The 16,021-nt window shown below is 65.7% G+C and carries 12 protein-coding genes and 2 tRNA genes; 6 read left to right on the forward strand and 8 right to left on the reverse strand.

The genetic code is table 11. The features are described 5' to 3' along the window. Positions 1–35 precede the first annotated feature (35 nt). The 5 genes from AC3ANU_RS10300 to bcp all read right to left on the reverse strand — a co-directional run bounded on the left by AC3ANU_RS10300 (position 36) and on the right by bcp (position 5,044). A complete protein-coding gene (locus AC3ANU_RS10300) occupies positions 36–1,538 on the reverse strand; it encodes a malate:quinone oxidoreductase (protein WP_056387928.1) in 1,503 nt (500 codons plus the stop codon). A 79-nt stretch (positions 1,539–1,617) separates the two neighbouring features. Continuing rightward, the gene (locus AC3ANU_RS10305) at positions 1,618–3,285 is read right to left on the reverse strand and encodes an ABC transporter substrate-binding protein (protein WP_488315933.1); all 1,668 of its coding nucleotides are present in this window, start codon (positions 3,283–3,285) and stop codon (positions 1,618–1,620) included. Positions 3,286–3,445: 160 nt separating this feature from the next. Continuing rightward, a complete protein-coding gene (locus tag AC3ANU_RS10310) occupies positions 3,446–4,138 on the reverse strand; it encodes a fasciclin domain-containing protein (protein WP_056387927.1) in 693 nt (230 codons plus the stop codon). Between the two features lie 230 nt (positions 4,139–4,368). Beyond that, positions 4,369–4,450: transfer RNA gene (locus AC3ANU_RS10315), tRNA-Leu, on the reverse strand. Positions 4,451–4,570: 120 nt separating this feature from the next. Further along, positions 4,571–5,044, reverse strand: coding sequence for a thioredoxin-dependent thiol peroxidase (gene bcp, locus AC3ANU_RS10320; RefSeq protein ID WP_018768345.1), 474 nt, complete (start codon positions 5,042–5,044; stop codon positions 4,571–4,573). A gap of 96 nt (positions 5,045–5,140) precedes the next feature. Here bcp and AC3ANU_RS10325 point away from each other — a divergent pair, with 96 nt between their 5' ends. Next, entirely contained in the window at positions 5,141–5,599 is a 459-nt protein-coding gene (locus AC3ANU_RS10325) for a MarR family winged helix-turn-helix transcriptional regulator (RefSeq protein ID WP_018768344.1), read from the forward strand. Between the two features lie 168 nt (positions 5,600–5,767). On the opposite strand, the gene AC3ANU_RS10330 is transcribed toward AC3ANU_RS10325, so the two are convergent. The 3 genes from AC3ANU_RS10330 to AC3ANU_RS10340 all read right to left on the reverse strand — a co-directional run bounded on the left by AC3ANU_RS10330 (position 5,768) and on the right by AC3ANU_RS10340 (position 8,385). Then, a tRNA-Lys gene (locus tag AC3ANU_RS10330) sits at positions 5,768–5,843 on the reverse strand. A gap of 114 nt (positions 5,844–5,957) precedes the next feature. Beyond that, positions 5,958–7,088 carry a PQQ-dependent sugar dehydrogenase gene (locus tag AC3ANU_RS10335; protein WP_488315934.1) on the reverse strand — a complete coding sequence of 377 codons (1,131 nt, stop codon included), beginning with the start codon at positions 7,086–7,088 and terminating at the stop codon, positions 5,958–5,960. 55 nt (positions 7,089–7,143) lie between these two features. Beyond that, positions 7,144–8,385 (reverse strand): sunset domain-containing protein, encoded by a 1,242-nt coding sequence (locus AC3ANU_RS10340; RefSeq protein WP_488315935.1) that lies wholly within the window; start codon positions 8,383–8,385, stop codon positions 7,144–7,146. Positions 8,386–8,646: 261 nt separating this feature from the next. Here AC3ANU_RS10340 and ilvD point away from each other — a divergent pair, with 261 nt between their 5' ends. The 5 genes from ilvD to serA all read left to right on the forward strand — a co-directional run bounded on the left by ilvD (position 8,647) and on the right by serA (position 15,988). After that, positions 8,647–10,365, forward strand: a complete 1,719-nt coding sequence (gene ilvD, locus AC3ANU_RS10345) for a dihydroxy-acid dehydratase (protein ID WP_488315936.1) — start codon at positions 8,647–8,649, stop codon at positions 10,363–10,365. A 376-nt stretch (positions 10,366–10,741) separates the two neighbouring features. Then, positions 10,742–12,649: an acetolactate synthase large subunit gene (locus tag AC3ANU_RS10350; protein ID WP_056387920.1), complete on the forward strand. Its 1,908-nt coding sequence runs from the start codon at positions 10,742–10,744 to the stop codon at positions 12,647–12,649. A gap of 2 nt (positions 12,650–12,651) precedes the next feature. Next, positions 12,652–13,164, forward strand: a complete 513-nt coding sequence (gene ilvN, locus AC3ANU_RS10355) for an acetolactate synthase small subunit (RefSeq protein ID WP_018768340.1) — start codon at positions 12,652–12,654, stop codon at positions 13,162–13,164. An 83-nt stretch (positions 13,165–13,247) separates the two neighbouring features. Then, positions 13,248–14,273: a ketol-acid reductoisomerase gene (ilvC, locus tag AC3ANU_RS10360; protein WP_026265624.1), complete on the forward strand. Its 1,026-nt coding sequence runs from the start codon at positions 13,248–13,250 to the stop codon at positions 14,271–14,273. A 125-nt stretch (positions 14,274–14,398) separates the two neighbouring features. After that, positions 14,399–15,988, forward strand: coding sequence for a phosphoglycerate dehydrogenase (gene serA / locus AC3ANU_RS10365; RefSeq protein ID WP_018768338.1), 1,590 nt, complete (start codon positions 14,399–14,401; stop codon positions 15,986–15,988). Positions 15,989–16,021 lie beyond the last annotated feature (33 nt).

Genomic DNA, 16,021 nt, shown 5'->3' on the forward strand with positions numbered 1-16,021 from the left:
ATGCCCTGGGGGTGCCAGCCGCTGGCCCCGCAGGGTCAGTGGCTGGCGGAAACGCTCTCCAGCTGGAGGGACGCGGCCGTTGCCCGTTCCAGCTCCGCGGCAAGGTTCGGATTCTCATCCAGCTTCACCCCGTAGCCGGGCATCATGTCCTTGAGCTTGCCCTGCCAGCCCTTGAAGTTCTTGGGGAACGTCTTCTGCAGCAGTTCGATCATGATGGGGACAGCGGTTGAGGCTCCGGGCGACGCGCCCAGGAGCGCACCGATGGAGCCGTCGCGGCCGGCAATCACTTCGGTACCGAACTGAAGGATGCCGCCCTTTTGCGGGTCTTTCTTGATGATCTGTACACGCTGGCCGGCAGTGATGAGTTCCCAGTCCCCGCCCTTTGCCTCGGGGTAGTACTCGCGCAGTGCCTCAACCTTCTGGTCGTGCCGCTTGACCACTTCCTTGACGAGGTACGCGGTGAGGTCCATGTTGTCCTTGGCCACGGCCAGCATCGGGATGATGTTCCCGGGCCGGATGGACAGCGGCAGGTCCAGGTAGGAGCCGTTCTTCAGGAAGTTGGTGGAGAAGCCGGCGTACGGACCGAACAGGAGCGAACGCTTCCCGTTGACGTAGCGGGTGTCCAGGTGCGGAACAGACATGGGGGGAGCGCCCACGGAGGCCTGGCCGTAGACCTTGGCACTGTGCTGGGCCGCGATGGCCTCGTCCGTGCAGCGGAAGAACTGGCCGGAGACGGGGAAGCCGCCATAGCCCTTGCTTTCGGGGATGCCGGAGGCCTGCAGCAGGTGCAGGGCCCCGCCGCCGGCTCCGACGAAGACGAACTTGGCGTGGATCTTGCCGTGTTCCCCGGACTTGGGGTACTTCAGCGTCAGGTCCCAGCCGCCGTCGGAGGCGCGGGAGATCCCGGTGACGTCGTGGTTGTAGTTGATTTCGACGCCGTTGTGCCCAAGGTAGGTCACCAGCTCGCGCGTGAGTGCCCCGAAGTCGACGTCGGTGCCCTCGGCCGCGCGGGTGGCGGCGATGCGCTGCTGGGGGTCGCGTCCCTTGACGATCAGTGGCGCCCACTTGGCGATCTGCGCGTGGTCCTCGGAGTACTCCATGCTGCGGAACAGGGGGTGCGGCTTCAGCGCCTCGTAGCGGGTCTTCAGGAACCGGGTGTGGTCCTCGCCGATCACGAAGCTCATGTGCGGGACAGTGTTGATGAAGCCCTTGGGCGAACCGATCAGGTTGTTGTCCACCAGGTGGGACCAGAACTGGCGGGAGAGCTGGAACTGTTCGTTGATGAGCAGTGCCTTGCCGGGGTTGACCGAGCCGTCTTTGGCTGCGGGGGAGTAGTTGAGTTCGCAGAGGGCGGCGTGGCCCGTGCCCGCGTTGTTCCAGGGGTCCGAGCTTTCGAGGCCCGGCTGGTCCAGCCGTTCGAACAGGGAGATGGTCCAGTCCGGCTCCAGCTGCTTGAGGAATGCCCCCAGGGTGGCGCTCATGATGCCGCCGCCTATCAGGACAACGTCGGCGTGTGGGGTCTTGGAAATGAAGGTCACGATCAGTCTCCGATTGCAGCGGCTCTGGCTGTCACAGAATATCCCCGCGCGGCCCGCATACTGAAATTGGCCGGGCCCGTCAAGGCTTTAGCTGGACCTTCGTGAAAACTTCGTTTAAGACCGGCGATGCAGGGTAGCTCAGCACCCGGTCTGACAGGGCAAGCGCGGAGATGGGGAAGGCGATGGGGACTGCCGGCACGGTCGCGGCGATCTGGGCATTGATGGTGTGATAAAGCTCATCCCGTTCCTTGCCGTCAGGCAGTCCCCGTGCCCGGTTGATCTTCGAGAACACCTGGGGATCCTGGTAGCCGAACTCGCCGTTCTTCTCTCCGAAGAGAGGGCCGACGAAGTTGTCCGCGTCCGAGTACGAGCCGTTCCAGCCGAGGATGTGGAGCGCGTGGTCGCCGGCGGACTGGACCTTCTGGAGGTAGCCGTCCGACCAGTCCACGGGGACAGGACGGATATTGAAGCCGACGGCGGTGAGCTGGCGGCTGAGCTCGGCGTAAACCTTTTCCGGCGTGGGCAGGTAGGGCCGGGTGACGTTCATGGGGTAGTAGAACTTCAGTTCCTCGCCCGCGTAGCCGCCCTCCTTGAGGTAATCCTTGGCCTTCAACGGATCGTGCCCGAGTGCCGGGGCGTCATTGTTGAAGCCGCTGATCTTGGGCGGGACAAACTGCGTGGCTTTGGCCGTGTTGTCGATAAAGAACTTCCGGATCAGGGTTTCCTTGTCGATCGCAAGCTCCACCGCCTGCCGGATCTTCTGGTTCTGCAGTACCGGGATGTCTTGGTTCATGCCGACGTACATCACCGAGAACGGGTCGCGCTGCACAATCTGTTTGCCGCGCTTGACCAGTTGGTCGAAATTCCCCACGGTCACGGCGTCATAGCCGTCGATCTTTCCGTCCAGCAGGGCCTGGAGGCGAATCTGGGGATGGTTGTAGGCCTGGAAATTGATGGTGGCGATCTGGCCGCGGTCGCCCCAGTAGGTCTTGTTGCTGGAGAGGGTGACACTGTCGCTGCCCCACGCCGCCAGGGTGAAGGGCCCGGTGCCGACGGGGTTCGTGGCGAACCTGGACATGGCCTGGCCGCCCCGGTTCTGGTCCAGGACGTCTGCCGTGCCGGCGGCAAGGGCCGCAGGGGACGCAATGGCGAAAGCCGGCAGGGTCAGTGCCTGGAGGAACGCCGTGAAGCGCTGCGTCAGGTCGATCTGGACGGTGTCGGCCGAGACCGCCGTGCAGCTCTTGAAGATGGACAATCCGGGCTCGTCCGAGTGCCCCTTGAACACGCTCTTGAACGAGCTGCCTGGCGCCTGCCTCCGCAACTCGGCGGGAAACGCGAACCAGCGGTTGAAGTTGGCGCAGACGGCATCGGCGTTGAATGGCGTGCCGTCCTGGAACGTAACCCCGGAGCGGAGCTTGAAGGTGTAGGTCCGGCCCTCGTTGGACTCGTTCCATTCCGTGGCCAGCAGCGGGGTCGGCTTGCCGGTGGTCTGGTCCACGCCCACAAGGCCTTCAAGGATCTGGCGGGTGATGCGCTGCGACTCCACGTCGCTGGACAGGGCGGGATCCAGTCCCAGGGGCTGGGCGGCCGTGCCGAAACTGAAGGTGGCATCAGGCTCCGCCCGCGCGGAACTGGGCGTTCCGGATGTGGGGGAAGGGGACGGCATCCCGGTGCATGACGTCATGCCCAGCGCCATGAGGACGGCGCCGGCCTTGATGACCGTTCGCCGCGATGTACTGCTGGGCACTCGTTTATCACCTCTGGATGCTGCCGGCTCCGCCCCTTGCGGGCCGGGACCAGTCTAGAGGACAAGGCATGGGGCCAATCCCAGGCACGTCCAGGACGCGCCAGGGCCGGGCCCGCTCGTTGCAGCGGGCCCGGCCTTGGTCATGTGGGGAAGAGAGGGCTTACTTGGGCATGAGGACGGAGTCGACCAGGTAGACCGTCGCATTCTTGGTCTTGACGCCGCCGCAGACCACGTTGGCGTTGTCCACCTTGAGGTTGTCGCCACTGCCGGTGACGGTGACGGAGCCGCCCTGGACCGTGGCGTGCGTGCCGGCAATCTTGTCCGGGGTGATCTGGCCGGGAACCACGTGGTAGGTCAGGATCTTGCTGAGCAGCGCATCGTCCGTCTTCAGGGTCTCGATCGTGGCGGCGTCGATCTTCTTGAAGGCGTCGTCCACCGGCGCGAAGACGGTGAATTCGCCGCCGTTGAGCGTGTCAACCAGGTCCACCTTGGGGTTCAGCTTGCCGGAGACTGCAGCGGTGAGCGTGGTCAGGATCGGGTTGTTGGAGGCGGCGACGGCCACCGGGTCCAGGGCCATGCCCTCCACCGAGCCCGCACCGGTGGGAACCTGCTTGGCGTAGGCGGCGCAGCCTGGGCCAACCAGGTTTGCGGCCGGGTCCATCATGCCGGCCGAGGAGCTGGCCGACGCACTGGCGGACGGGGACGCCATGCTGGAGCTGGGGGATGATGACATCGGCGCCGACGACGCCGACGAACCGGAGGTGCTGCCGGAACCGCCACATGCGGTGAGGCTGAGCAGAGCGGCCGCTGCAACGCCTGCGACGGTGAAAGTTGTGCGCTTGAAGGTCTGCATTTCAGTTCTCCTTGGATCGTTTTGCCTGCCGCCCCGGATGGGATGTCCGCGGCCTGCAGTTTGCCTTGGGGTAAGCACCTGCCCTTGGCTGGTGTCTCAATGGCTATTCGGCCGTTGGGCAGTGGTGGATGGGTGATCTTTGGAGTTTTTCGATTTGAGGCACTAATCCGGCCCAAGCACCGTCATGCCTTTAACGCAAAATCCCCCGGCCGAAGCCGGGGGATCCCAGGTGCGCAAGGGGGGACTTGAACCCCCACGCCCGAAGGCACAGGAACCTAAATCCTGCGTGTCTGCCAATTTCACCACTCGCGCGCGGTTTCCTGCCGGGAACCCTGAAGGTTCGACGGCGGATGCCAGTGTCCATTGTAGCGTTGCCCGGGTACGTGGCTGGGAGGGTGCCTGGACAACTGACAGGGGCGGTTGCCTGCGGGGTCAGTTGTCCAGATTGAGGTCCCGCCGCAGTTTGGCGACGTGTCCCGTGGCGCGGACGTTGTATTGGGCAAGGGAAACGTTGCCAGAGGGGTCCACGACGATTGTGGAGCGGATAAGGCCCTGGTACGTCTTGCCGTAGTTCTTCTTTTCGCCCCAGGCGCCGTAAGCCTCGGCCACCGCGTGGTCCGCGTCGGAGAGCAGGGGGAACGTCAGCGACTCGTTGGCAGCGAACTTGGCCAGTTTCTCAACCGGGTCGGGGGAGATGCCAAGGACGTCGAAGCCGGAGGCCTGCAGCGACGCAAGGCTGTCCCGGAAGTCGCAGGCTTCCTTGGTACAGCCGGGCGTGGAGGCGGCCGGGTAGAAATACACAATGGTGGAGCGGCCGGGCCGGGGAGCCAGGCTGACGTCCTTGCCGGTCGAATCCTGAAGAGTGAAAGCGGGTGCTTTGTCGCCGGTAACGAGTCTTTCAGCCATTGTTTTTCTCCTTGTCGCGGGCGGGACACAACAGCCTAGTAAGCACGTGGGGCGAGTGCTAATCGGCATTTGGCTATACTTGCTGCTATGCCTGATATGGATCACTGGCCCACAGGGCGCCTCCTGTCCACTGCTGCGCGCCTCGTTGAACACTCCTGGAACGAAAAACTTGGCGCCATCGGACTCACCCACGCCGGTGTTATCGCCATCGAGGTCCTTGCCGCGCAAGGACCCATGACCCAGGCGCAGCTTGCCCAGTATGTCCGTGTCCAGGCCCAGACCATGGGCAAGACACTCAGCCGGCTTGAGTCCCACGGCCACATCGTCCGGGTCCGCAGCACCTCGGACCGCAGGAGCCACGTCGTGTCGCTCACCGAGCAGGGCAAGGAAGCCGTTGCCCAGGCGGTGGAGATGGAGCGCTCCGTGCTGGCATCGGCGTCGATCGACCCCGAACTGCTGCGCCAGGAACTCAAGGCCGTAGTGCGCGAACTGGCCAGCCAGTTCTCCACCACGCCCAGCAACGCGGGCGACCTGGTGGACAACGCTGCCAAGTAGCAGTTGGCCCCGCAGGCCGTTTAAGGAAAAGCGCGGTCCCGGCATGGAAAAGCCGGGACCGCGCTTTTTTGGTGCCCGACTGCAGGGTGCCCGTTCCGGACGCCGTGAAGCCCTAAAACAAAACAGCCTCCGGTTTGTGTTTCCACAAACCGGAGGCTGTTTTCCCAGTGGTGCACCCCCCGGGACTTGAACCCGGAACCCATTGATTAAGAGTCAATTGCTCTGCCAATTGAGCTAGAGGTGCATCTTTTTTGCTTCCATCCCCGGGCTTTTTCTTTCCCGTTGATCTCCGCAACGACATGAAACTCTACACGAACTTTTGGTGCAAGTGAAATCGGCCCGGGTGGCGGTGCGTGAATCACTGGAATGGGCGCAAAACCAGCACGAAATCAGGGTTTTCGTTGTTCGTCAGCAGCCACAAACCTCCCTGCGGGGTCCGAATCACGTCGCGGATCCGGCCGTATCCGCCTGTGAAATAGGCCACAGGGGTGCCCGCCTCTGTCCCGTTGAGCGGCACCGTCCACAGGCGCTGCCCCCGGAGGGCGCCCAGATAGGCAACACCCCCGGCTATCTCCAGTCCGCTGGGTGAAGAATCGCTCGTCGACGGCCACACCACTTTTGCATCCTGGAACTCCGCCCGGTGCGGTGCGCCGGTGACCAGCGGCCAGCCGTAGTTGGCGCCCGGCACAATCAGGTTCAGTTCGTCGTCCACGTCGGGTCCAAACTCGCTGGCCCACAGCCTGCCGGCGTCATCCCAGGCCAGGCCCTGGACGTTCCGGTGGCCCAGGCTGTAAGTGGCGTTGCCGAACGGGTTGCCCGGGGCGGGGCTGCCGTCGGGCGTAAGCCGAAGTATTTTTCCGCCCAGGGCGTTGGGGTCCTGCGGCTGCCCGCGGCGCTGGGCGTCGCCGGTGCCCACGTACAGGAGGCCGTCCGGGCCAAAGCGGATCCTGCCGCCGTTGTGGGTGGTGGCCTTTGGGATTCCTGCAAACACAACCTGGGGCTGGCCGAGCGCCAGGGAACCATCGCCATTGGCCTTGACGGTAAGCCGGATGACGCGGTTGTCCTCCTGTGCGGTCAGGTAGGCGTACAGCAGGTGGTCCGTGGCGAAGTGCGGGGACAGTGCCAGGCCAAGCAGGCCCCCTTCCCCGGCGGGGACCACGCCCGGGATTTTGCCAAGCGTTGTGGCTTTTCCTTCCCGGACGGCCTTCAGGAGCGCTGTGTCCCGCTCGGAGATGATGGCGGTGCCGTCCGGAAGGAAGACCGCCGCCCAAGGGATGCTCAGCTGCAGGTCCAGCCGTTCCTGCACCGCCGGTACGGGGGCAGAAGAAGCGGAAGGGGCAGGGGCGGTAGAGAGTGGGGGAACAACGACGGCGGTTTCCGGCGGGGTGCCGCGGCTTGCCGTGCCTGTGGCCGGTGCAGGCGGCCCGGGGGTCCCCGTGCAGGCGGCAAGCGCCAGGGACAGGGCCAGCGCCAGGCACGATGCCAGCACCTTGGATGAGTCCAGGCAAGGAAGGCCCGCCGCAACGCGGCGGGCCTTCCTCCTCTTAGAGCCGTTTGCGCCGGGGCGCGCGGAAGCCGGCGGCCTCCGCGTGTGCGGCAGATTCAAACCAGACTTCCGCCCGGGTCTGCTCATAGTCGGGATGTCCTTCTTCGTAGTAGACCATCGCGGCGGCATCGCCCTTCACGGTGTAGTCCGCCGGTCCGCTCCCATCGGGGCCCGGCGCGGCCGAACCTGCGCCATAAGGCTCATCTGCTGCGAGGTGTCCGGCCGGCTCGACGGCAGCCATGCCCTGTGCCTGAGCGCCCTGCCCGGCCGCTGCCACGCCCTGCCCGGCCGCTGCCACGCCCTGCCCGGCCGCTGCCACGTCCTGCCCGGCCGCTGCCACGTCCTGCCCGGCCGCTGCCACGCCCTGCCCGGCCGCTGCCACGTCCTGCCCGGCCGCGGGCACACCCTGGTCCTGGCCGGAGGGCTGGTGGTGCTCCGCCCCGTTCTCCACCAGGGCGGAGGACTGGGTGCGGTCCAGTGTTTCGGCCGCTGCGGCCTGTCCCTCGGTGCCATCGGCGGCTGGCGGCACGGCCGGCTCCTGGTGGGCCGGTGATGCGGACGTGTCGGCGTGGTGCCGTGGCGCGTGCCCGCCGGCCGGCTGCGCTGGCGCCGCGCCGCCGTCGTCCGTGCCTTCCAGTGCAGCCGTTTCAGCGCCGGGAAGCGTGGGGGCGTGCGGTGCCGTGTACTCGTCATGGTGGACCGGGCGGGTCGCCGGGGGTGAAGCCTGCCCGGACGGCGCCCCGGCGGGAGCTCCGGCCTGTGCCGGCTGTTCCGCGGGAGTTCCGGCTGCACCTGCGGCGGAGGAGCCTGACCCGGAGCCGGCCTCGGACCACTGGGTTTCCCACTCGGCCTGGTCTGCCGCCTGGTTCTGTGCCTGGTCCTGGCTGCGACCGTCCCCGTCCTCTGTGCTGCCGGGTGATGTGCTGCGGGGCGACGTGCCGCCTGCCGGAGTGCCGGCACTGGATGCAGCGGCGGAATCAGCCGGTTCCTCAGCGGTGGGAAGGACGGCCGGTTCGGCGGGCTTTCCGAACCCCGCCGCCGTGGGGATGCCGGTGGTGCCCGCAGCCTGGGCGGAGGCCGCGGCACTGCCGCCTTCGAGCGCTCCATCGGTCCGGACCCTGTCCGTCCCTGCCCCCGCCGATGATCCGCCGCGCTGATTGGCGGACCTGCTGCGGTTCACCAGCCAGCCGATGATGATGATGACGATAACGACGAGAATGATCCAGAAAACAATGTCCATGGCAGGCCTTTCGGTCCAAGTGGCTCGGTGTCCTGTCCCCGACGCTACGTCGGGTCACCACTGCTGTCCAGAGATCCCGCGCCACGCCGGGGGAGTCATGGCCGTGAAGCTCCTGCGGCCGGCCGGGACCCGGCATGCGCTGCGCCGAGTCTCGAATTATGAGACGAATGTCCACTATTTGACAACCATTTCCGTGCCTTTTGGCCCAACCTCTGCGCAGACTGTCGTTTCCGCCACGGTCCGAGCCCTAGACTTTCCCCTATGAGTGACGCCCAGACCGCCTCCGAGACCACGCCTGACATCAAACCCCGCAGCCGCGTCGTGACCGACGGGATCCATGCGGCCCCCGCGCGCGGCATGTTCCGGGCGGTCGGGATGGGCGATGACGACTTCGCCAAGCCGCAGGTGGGCGTGGCGAGTTCATGGAATGAGATCACCCCCTGCAACCTCTCACTGAACCGGCTTGCGCAAGGCGCCAAGGAAGGCGTCCACGCAGGTGGCGGGTTTCCCATGCAGTTCGGCACCATCTCCGTCTCCGACGGCATCTCGATGGGCCACGAGGGCATGCACTTCTCGCTGGTTTCCCGCGAGGTCATCGCCGACTCCGTTGAGACCGTCATGCAGGCGGAACGGATCGACGGTTCGGTCCTCCTGGCCGGCTGCGACAAGTCCCTGCCAGGCATGCTGATGGCGGCGGCCCGACTGGACCTTGCCAGCGTGTTCCTCTACGCCGGCTCCATCATGCCCGGCTGGGTCAAGCTCGAGGACGGCTCCGAGAAGGAAGTCACCCTCATTGACGCCTTCGAAGCTGTCGGCGCATGCGCGGCCGGCAAGATGAGCATGGAGGACCTCACCCGCATCGAAAAGGCCATCTGCCCCGGCGAAGGCGCGTGCGGTGGGATGTACACGGCCAACACCATGGCCTGCATCGGCGAGGCCCTGGGCATGTCCCTGCCCGGCTCGGCCGCACCGCCCTCGGCAGACCGCCGTCGTGATGAGTTCGCCCGCAAGTCCGGCGAAGCCGTGGTCAACCTCCTGCGCAAGGGCATCACGGCCCGCGACATCATGACCAGGGAGGCCTTCGAGAACGCCATCGCCGTCACGATGGCCTTCGGCGGCTCCACCAACGCCGTCCTGCACCTGCTGGCCATTGCCCGCGAAGCCGAGGTTGAGCTCACCCTTGACGACTTCAACCGCATTGGCGACAGGATCCCGCACCTGGGCGACCTGAAGCCTTTCGGCCGCTACGTGATGACCGACGTCGACAGGATCGGCGGCGTGCCGGTGATCATGAAAGCCCTGCTCGACGCCGGCCTGCTCCACGGCGACTGCCTCACCGTCACGGGCAAGACCGTTGCGGAAAACCTGGAAGCGATCAACCCGCCGGACGTGGACGGAAAGATCCTCCGCGCTTTGGACAATCCCATCCACAGGACCGGCGGCATCACCATCCTTCACGGCTCCATGGCGCCCGAAGGCGCCGTCGTCAAGAGTGCCGGATTCGACGCCGATGTCTTCGAGGGAACCGCCCGCGTGTTCGAGCGCGAACAGGGCGCCCTGGACGCGCTGGACAACGGCAAGATCCAGGCGGGCGACGTCGTCGTGATCCGCTACGAAGGACCCAAGGGCGGCCCCGGCATGCGCGAAATGCTCGCAATTACCGGCGCCATCAAGGGGGCAGGCCTGGGCAAGGACGTCCTGCTGCTCACCGACGGCCGGTTCTCCGGCGGCACCACCGGCCTGTGCATCGGCCACGTTGCCCCGGAAGCGGTCGACGGCGGCCCCATCGCCTTCGTGAAGGACGGTGACAGGATCCGGGTGGACATCGCCGCCCGCAGCTTCGACCTGCTGGTGGACGACGCAGAACTGGAAGCCCGGAAGGTGGGCTGGGAGCCGCTCCCTGCCCGCTACACCAAGGGCGTGCTCGCCAAGTACGCCAAGCTGGTGCACAGCGCCAGCCAGGGCGCCTACACCGGCTGACGGGTGATCCCTTCCCAAGTGATGCGGCGCGGCCGCCGCATCACTTGGGGCCCTCGGGATCCCCCTTATTAAGCCCTGCCGCCTGTGCGGTTGGGTTTCGGTCGGTCCTTCCGAGATAGGATCAAAGAGTGGACAATGGGGTCCACATGGTGAGATAGGATTGTCGCTCGTTGACACCTGTCTCACCGAGAGGGAAGACTGAACGCATGACTTTCGTTACCGCCGGCACCGTCGTCGTCCTTACCAAGCGCGTGGCACATTAGCCTCCACTGGTAACGAACCGTCACGCGCGAAACCCCTCACAGAGCCACCCGGCTGAGGGGTTTTTTTATTTCCCTCAGCCAGAAACCACAGAAGATCCACAAGGAAGAGTCCGATGAGCAAAGGATCGCCCATCAGCCCCTCGCTGATGGCCACCAAGTCCGCTGGAGCCGCCAAGGCTCCGGAACGCGCCGACCGGACGGCTGACCACGCCGCCGTCGTCGCAGACCTTGCTGCCGTCTCTCCTGTCCTTGGGCCGAACAACGTCGTACCCCCGACGGTGATGACCGGCTCGCAAGCAATCGTCCGCTCGCTCGAAGAACTCGGCGTCGACGACATTTTCGGTTTGCCGGGTGGCGCGATCCTGCCCACCTACGACCCCTTGATGGCCTCCACCATGAACCACGTGCTGGTCCGTCACGAACAGGGAGCCGGCCACGCCGCGCAAGGCTACGCCATGGTCACCGGGCGGGTTGGCGTCTGCATCGCCACCTCGGGCCCCGGGGCCACCAACCTCGTTACCGCCATCATGGATGCCCACATGGACTCCGTGCCGCTGGTGGCCATCACCGGCCAGGTGTCCAGCGGCGTCATCGGCACCGACGCCTTCCAGGAAGCCGACATCGTGGGCATCACCATGCCCATCACCAAGCACTCCTTCCTGGTGACCGACCCCAACGACATCCCGCACGTCATGGCCGAAGCCTTCCACCTGGCTTCCACCGGCCGTCCGGGCCCCGTGCTTGTCGACGTCGCCAAGGACGCCCAGGTGGGCCAGATGACGTTCTCCTGGCCGCCGAAGATCGACCTGCCCGGCTACCGGCCGGTCACCCGCGGCCACAACAAGCAGGTCCGCGAGGCGGCCAAGCTCATTGCGGCGTCCACCAAGCCGGTACTGTACGTGGGCGGCGGCGTGGTCAAGGCACACGCGTCAGCTGAACTGCTTGCACTCGCCGAAGCAACCGGGGCACCTGTGGTCACCACCCTGATGGCCAAGGGCGCATTCCCGGATTCGCACCCGCAGCACGTGGGCATGCCCGGCATGCATGGCACCGTTTCCGCAGTCACGGCCCTGCAGCAGTCCGACCTGCTGATCACCCTCGGAGCCCGCTTCGATGACCGCGTCACCGGCGTGCTGAAGACCTTCGCACCCAACGCCAAAGTCATCCATGCGGACATCGACCCGGCCGAGATCTCCAAGAACCGCACCGCCGATGTGCCCATTGTGGGGTCCGTCAAGGAGATCATCCCGGAACTGACCGAGGCCGTACGCGGCCAGTTCGAGGCCTCCGGCGCCCCTGACCTGACCACCTGGTGGGCCTTCCTTAACAACCTCAAGGAAACCTATCCGCTGGGCTGGACGGAGCCTGACGACGGCCTCATCGCACCGCAGAAGGTCATCCAGCGGATCGGCGCCCTGACCGGGCCTGAAGGCGTTTACGTGGCCGGTGTGGGCCAGCACCAGATGTGGGCTGCCCAGTTCATCAAGTACGAGCGCCCCCACGCATGGCTGAACTCCGGCGGCGCGGGAACCATGGGCTACGCCGTACCGGCGGCCATGGGCGCCAAGGTGGGCGAGCCGGACCGGGTGGTCTGGGCCATCGACGGCGACGGCTGCTTCCAGATGACCAACCAGGAACTGGCCACCTGCGCCATCAACAAGATCCCCATCAAGGTTGCTGTCATCAACAACTCCTCGCTGGGCATGGTGCGCCAGTGGCAGACCCTCTTCTACGAGGGCCGCTACTCCAACACCGACCTCAACACCGGCCACGACACCGTCCGCATCCCGGACTTCGTCAAGCTGGGGGAGGCCTACGGCTGTGCCTCGTTCCGCTGCGAACGCGACGAGGACATTGACGCCACCATCCAAAAAGCCCTCGAAATCAACGACCGCCCCGTGGTTATCGACTTCGTGGTGAGCCCCAACTCCATGGTGTGGCCGATGGTGCCCGCCGGCGTGAGCAACGACCAGATCCAGGTTGCCCGCAACATGACCCCGGAATGGGAAGAGGAAGACTGAGCATGAGCCGCCACACACTCTCCGTCCTGGTTGAGGACAAGCCCGGCGTCCTGACCCGCGTGGCCAGCCTGTTCGCCCGCCGCGCCTTCAACATCAACTCCCTGGCCGTTGGCCCCACCGAAGTGCCGGGCGTATCCCGCATGACGGTGGTGGTCGACGCCGACGGCGACCTCATCGAGCAGGTCACCAAGCAGCTCAACAAACTGATCAACGTCATCAAGATCGTTGAGCTGACCCCAGAATCTTCCGTACAGCGCGACCACATCCTGGTCAAAGTACGTGCGGATGCCGCAACACGTCTGCAGGTAACCCAGGCCGCAGACCTGTTCCGTGCCTCGGTGGTCGACGTCTCCACCGACTCCGTCGTCATTGAGGCCACCGGCCACCCCGAAAAGCTCACGGCACTGCTTTCAGTGCTGGAGCCCTTCGGCATCCGCGAAATTGTGCAGTCCGGCACCCTGGCCGTTGGACGGGGATCCCGCTCCATGAGTGACCGGGCGCTCCGCTCCGCCTAGGCACCTGCCCAAGGCGGGCCCCGCGCCCGTAACCGCAGCACCGCAAGACCACTATCTACAACCACTCAAGAGGAGTTACGCAAGTGACTGAAATGTTCTACGACGACGACGCCGATCTGTCGATCATCCAGGGCCGCAAGGTTGCCATCGTTGGCTACGGTTCCCAGGGCCACGCCCACGCGCTCAACCTGCGCGATTCCGGCGTCGAGGTCGTCATCGCCCTGAAGGACGGCTCCAAGTCGACCGCCAAGGCGCAGGATGCAGGCTTCACGGTCAAGAACGTTGCCGACGCCGCCGAATGGGCTGACGTCATCATGATCCTGGCGCCGGACCAGCACCAGCGCGCGATCTACAACGACTCCATCAAGGACAAGCTGACCCCCGGCAAGGCACTGGCCTTCGCCCACGGCTTCAACATCCGCTTCGGCTACATCCAGGCACCGGAAGGCGTTGACGTCATCCTGGTGGCCCCGAAGGCTCCGGGCCACACCGTGCGCCGCGAGTTCGAGGCCGGCCGCGGCATCCCGGACATCATCGCCGTCGAGCAGGACGCGTCCGGCAACGCCTGGGAGCTGGCCAAGTCCTACGCCAAGGCCATCGGCGGCACCCGCGCGGGCGTCATCAAGACCACCTTCACCGAAGAGACCGAAACGGACCTCTTCGGCGAGCAGGCTGTCCTCTGCGGCGGCGTTTCCCAGCTGATCCAGTACGGCTTCGAGACCCTCACCGAGGCCGGCTACCAGCCGCAGATCGCCTACTTCGAGGTGCTGCACGAGCTCAAGCTCATCGTCGACCTCATGTGGGAGGGCGGCATCGCCAAGCAGCGCTGGAGCGTCTCGGACACCGCAGAATACGGCGACTACGTCTCCGGCCCGCGCGTCATCACCCCGCAGGTGAAGGAAAACATGAAGGCCGTCCTGGCCGACATCCAGTCCGGTGCCTTCGCCAAGCGCTTCATCGAGGACCAGGACAACGGCGGCGTGGAGTTCAAGGAACTGCGTGCCAAGGCCGAGCAGCACCCCATCGAGGCTGTCGGCCGCGAACTGCGCTCCCTGTTCTCCTGGCAGCAGCAGGACGTCGACTACGTGGAAGGCTCCGCAGCCCGCTAAGGCTGCCAGCCCAACCACATAGACCGCAACGGTGAGGCCGGGTTCACACTTAACAATGTGAGCCCGGCCTTTCCGTCGGCCTAGACTTGTTTCCATCCCCAGGACTGCAACGCAGAGGATCAGCCGTGTCAAAACCCGTAGTACTGCTCGCCGAAGAACTTTCCCCCGCCACCGTCGAGGCCCTTGGCCCGGACTTTGAAATCCGCCAGACCGACGGTGCCGACCGTTCCCAGCTGCTTTCTGCGATCAGTGACGTAGACGCCATCCTGGTCCGCTCCGCCACCCAGGTTGACGCCGAAGCCATCGCTGCGGCCAAGAACCTGAAGGTCATTGCCCGTGCCGGCGTGGGGCTGGACAACGTGGACATCAAGGCCGCCACCCAGGCCGGCGTCATGGTGGTCAACGCGCCCACGTCCAACATCGTGTCCGCCGCTGAACTCACCGTGGGCCACATCCTGAGCCTGGCCCGCCACATCCCGCAGGCCAGCGCCGCCCTCAAGGACGGCGAATGGAAGCGCTCCAAGTACACCGGCATCGAGCTGTTCGAAAAGAAGATCGGCATCATCGGCCTGGGCCGGATCGGTGCCCTGGTGGCAGCCCGCCTGAAGGGCTTCGACACCAAGATCCTTGCCTACGACCCCTACATCACCTCCGCCCGCGCCGCGCAGCTGGGCGTGCAGCTGGTGACCCTGGACGAACTCCTGGCCCAGTCGGACTTCATCACCATCCACATGCCCAAGACGCCCGAGACGGTGGGCATGCTGGGCGCTGACGCGTTCAAGAAGATGAAGAGCACCGCCTACGTGGTCAACGTGGCCCGCGGTGGCCTGGTGGACGAGGAAGCCCTCTTCACCGCCCTCCAGGACGGCGAGATCGCCGGCGCCGGCGTGGACGTCTTCGCCAAGGAGCCCAGCACCGACCTGCCGTTCTTCAAGCTCGACAACGTGGTGGTGACCCCGCACCTGGGCGCCTCCACCGACGAAGCCCAGGAGAAGGCCGGCGTCTCCGTGGCCAAGTCCGTCCGCCTCGCCCTCGCCGGCGAGTTGGTGCCGGATGCCGTCAACGTTGCCGGCGGCGTCATTGCCCCGGACGTCCGCCCCGGCATCCCGCTGATCGAGAAGCTGGGCCGCATCTTCACCGCGCTGACCCACGCCTCCCTGACCCAGTTCGACGTCGAGGTGGCCGGCGAAATCTCCTCACTCGACGTCAAGGTCCTGGAACTGGCCGCGCTGAAGGGTATCTTCGCCGACGTCGTGACCGAGCAGGTGTCCTATGTCAACGCCCCGGTGATCGCCGAGCAGCGCGGCATCAACGTCCGCCTGATCACCACGCCGGAGACCGAGTCCTACCGCAACGTCCTGACCCTGCGCGGCGCCCTCAGCGACGGCAGCCAGATCTCCGTGGCCGGCACCCTGACCGGTCCCAAGCAGATCGAGAAGCTGGTGGGCATCAACGGCTTCGAGGTTGAGATCCCCATCAGCGAGCACCTCGTGGTGGTTGCCTACACCGACCGCCCCGGCGTGATCGGAACCATCGGCCACATCCTGGGCATGAACAACATCAACATCGCCGGCATGCAGGTGGCGCGTTCCAACGAGGGCGGCCAGGTCCTTGCCCTGCTGACCATCGACAGCTCTGTGCCGCAGCAGGTGCTGGACGCCATCAAGGCAGGCATCGGCGCTGAGATGGTCCGGGAAGTGGACCTGGAAGACTAACGCGACACACCGGCCGAAACGCCGCTGCCGCCC

Source organism: Arthrobacter sp. SDR-2R, assembly GCF_057747955.1.

Bases quoted from the DNA above. Each gene is read 5' to 3' on its own strand.
- AC3ANU_RS10310 (WP_056387927.1), bottom strand. From the start codon at position 4,138: ATGCAGACCTTCAAGCGCACAACTTTCACCGTCGCAGGCGTTGCAGCG.
- ilvD (WP_488315936.1), top strand. From the start codon at position 8,647: ATGAGTGACGCCCAGACCGCCTCCGAGACCACGCCTGACATCAAACCC.
- bcp (WP_018768345.1), bottom strand. From the start codon at position 5,044: ATGGCTGAAAGACTCGTTACCGGCGACAAAGCACCCGCTTTCACTCTT.
- AC3ANU_RS10340 (WP_488315935.1), bottom strand. From the start codon at position 8,385: ATGGACATTGTTTTCTGGATCATTCTCGTCGTTATCGTCATCATCATC.
- AC3ANU_RS10350 (WP_056387920.1), top strand. From the start codon at position 10,742: ATGAGCAAAGGATCGCCCATCAGCCCCTCGCTGATGGCCACCAAGTCC.
- AC3ANU_RS10325 (WP_018768344.1), top strand. From the start codon at position 5,141: ATGGATCACTGGCCCACAGGGCGCCTCCTGTCCACTGCTGCGCGCCTC.
- ilvN (WP_018768340.1), top strand. From the start codon at position 12,652: ATGAGCCGCCACACACTCTCCGTCCTGGTTGAGGACAAGCCCGGCGTC.